This window comes from bacterium, from assembly GCA_022616075.1.
In the GTDB taxonomy this organism is placed as follows: Bacteria; Acidobacteriota; HRBIN11; order JAKEFK01; family JAKEFK01; genus JAKEFK01.
Genome location: JAKEFK010000219.1, coordinates 1 through 2760 on the forward strand (window position 1 = coordinate 1; position 2760 = coordinate 2760).

Here is a 2760-nt window from a genome sequence, read left to right on the forward strand (position 1 = left end):
GAATCACAATAGGCTGCGTCAGCTCTGGAGTTTTCTCGACTCGAACTGGCTTTTCTGGCTTTGTTGGGCCACCGCCCCGAATCGGCGGAGGACCGATAACAAGAGGGATTGGATTGTGATAAATAAGCTTATCCAAAGGCGCTTCGATTGCCTCTACGTGCCAGTAGGACGCTAGAATGGCAACAACGATCAATGCAACATGCAATCCCGCGGCGATGGGAACTGTCCACCATCTTTTGGATGCTCTACCGAATCCCTTCGACTCTATTAGTGTTCGATCCCACATATTGCCCTCCTTTCCAGTTATATTCAGACACCGAAGCCCCGGCAATGTTCCTGAGATACAATCTACTTCATGAGGGTACTCTTTAGCGGCACTCTTCTGCTGCTGACGACAACGGTTTTTGCGTCTCAAGATTATGAAGTCACGGTTACAACCGTAAATGTATGGGTGCGAGCAGTCGATAAATCAGGAGCTCCTGTTGAAAAACTGACTCAAGAAGACTTCGAGGTTTATGAAGACAATCAAAGGATGGTTGTCAGTTGTTTCGACGAAATCAGTCAAAATGTTGATGTGGTTTCTGCGGAACAACCGGCCACAAAGAAGCGATTTGTTTTATATCTCGATCTTTACAACGTAACCACCCCGGAATGGTCCTTGATCCAACCGAAAATCATCGAGTTCTTGCAGCAAATCTCGAAACACAACTATGACGTAATGATCGCCGCCATGATCCCGCAAGGGAGACTGGGAGTCATTGCGCCTTTTACGAATGATGCAGCGCGACTTGGTCCTGTGATCGAAAAAGCAACTGCAAATGCGGGCCGCGATGCGGAAATCAGGAACAATGAAGCGCGCATTGTCGATTTGCTGGAAGAGTTGCGTTCGGAGGGCGACAATCCCGCGGATTCGCTCGATGATCTCACACAGATAAGTCCGCGACGCGATCTCAACACGCGGATCCTGAAGACTGTTTATGGTCACGCTCATCAGTTCGCCGAAGAGGAACGTTACCGCACCGAATTCTCTGTGAAAGCTCTCGAGAGTTTTTCAGCTTATCTTGCAAAAGCCGCCAAAAATGACCACATCGTCCTGCTTTATGTCTCCGGCGGATTCAACAGCGATCCGGGAAGACGTTACTACGATTTGATTGAACGCGTTGCGGAAAATCGCGGTTTGAACCGCGATTCGTTCGTACTTTCGGTCCGGGCCGGCGATAAAAAGCGCAGCTCGCAATTCAATATGGAAAAGCTCGTGCAGAATTCCATCGGTAAATTGAATCGTCTGAACATCACTCTCTACGGTGTCAATACGCGTGGTCTGGGCCTTGTCTCAGAAAACATCTCCGCCAAAGGAGATATGGCTTCCAATGAAGCCCAGCTTCTGCCGGCTTTTCTGGACTCTCTCCGTTTCATGGCTGAAGAAACGGGCGGAATCTCTTTCCAAAACTCGCAAAACTTTAAAGTTGGCTTTGATGGAATCCTTCAGGATCTCGGGCATCAATATCAACTCTGTTACTCACCTCCGGAACACAAAGCAAAGGGCCAGTACCACAAAATCAAAGTTGTTATGAAAAAGCCAGGCGTTCAAACGCGGTACCGCAACGGCTACGTCGACTAAGAAAACTAAAAATAAAAAATTCAAAATTGAGTTTGGCGTCTTGGCGCCTTGGCGGTTTGCACTGCATCAACGTATCGAATATCAGGCAAAAAACCGTTTAAGATCTTACCTCCTCATTACCACTGGAGTCACGAAGAACACGGAGATAGAATGAGTACCAGAGTACTTGTCTGTGGTTTTGGACTGCGGGCGTCCTGCCCGCCAGTGATTCGCGAATTAGAAGGCCTGACCATTGCATGTTTTGAAGCAGTCTGAAGAGAAGAAAAAAAGGGGCAACCGACAGTTACCCCCCGTAATGCCCAAACTTGAATTAAGGATATTTCATCATTCCAAAGCATTCAAAGCCTCCATGAATTTTCATGGAACGCATTTATTTTTTTGGGCGCTTTGAGGCGGCCGAAGGCCGAAACAGCGTACTGGCCTTTAACACGTCTACCATTTCTAGTAAACTTCTGCATTTCATAAGAGCACAAGGAGCAATTATCCGTGTCAAGACGATTCCTACTTTCGATCATCTTCAAACAACAGGTTTTTATCCTTTCGTTGCTTCAGCAAATCATCGTATTCAAGAGAACAGTGCGAAAACCGAAGATCAGAAACTGGGATCGACTCTTTTGGATCGTGTACAGCAAACTTATTAGCAACTGGCAACAGCCTTTGCATCTTGTAGAGCCTGATACCGTGATCCGCTGGCAACGTAATCTTTACAAAATCGTATGGAAAACATTTTCCAGAATCAGAAGAAAACGAACAATCCGAGTGACTCAGGATGTTCGGCAATTGATTCTGCAAATCGCATCGGACAACAAGCTCTGGGGCGCGCAGCGTATTCGGGAGGAATTGCTCAAGCTTGGAATTCGAGTTGCCAAAAGTACGATTCTTAGAATCATCCGAAGGCTTCGGAATTGTCCCGATCCGAAGCGATCGCAACGCTGGCGAACTTTTCTTGCCAACCACGCGCCTGAGATTTGGAGCGTAGACTTTTTTGATGTAGTCACCGTTGGATTTAAGCACCTTTACGTGTTCGTTATCTTTTCCATTCATACAAGGCAAATTCTTGACTGGAATGTAACCGAACATCCGACTTCTGATTGGACCTACCGTCAGATTCTACAGACAACGTGGAAGCAGAATGCTCC

The 2760-nt window shown here is 47.0% G+C and carries 3 protein-coding genes; 2 read left to right on the forward strand and 1 reads right to left on the reverse strand.

Features of this window, described 5'->3' with window-relative positions; translation table 11 throughout:
- Window positions 1-286, reverse strand: a 286-nt coding sequence (locus L0156_17935) for a hypothetical protein (protein MCI0604870.1), incomplete at its 3' end; no start/stop codon positions are given.
- 69 nt (window positions 287-355) lie between these two features.
- Here L0156_17935 and L0156_17940 point away from each other — a divergent pair.
- Both L0156_17940 and L0156_17945 read left to right on the forward strand, forming a co-directional pair.
- Entirely contained in the window at window positions 356-1621 is a 1266-nt protein-coding gene (locus L0156_17940) for a VWA domain-containing protein (protein ID MCI0604871.1), read from the forward strand.
- Between the two features lie 486 nt (window positions 1622-2107).
- On the forward strand, window positions 2108-2760 hold a 653-nt coding region (locus L0156_17945; GenBank protein ID MCI0604872.1), incomplete at its 3' end, for a hypothetical protein.

What these genes read in the sequence shown, in the direction of transcription:
- L0156_17940 (MCI0604871.1), top strand. Translation starts at nt 356, where the DNA reads ATGAGGGTACTCTTTAGCGGCACTCTTCTGCTGCTGACGACAACGGTT.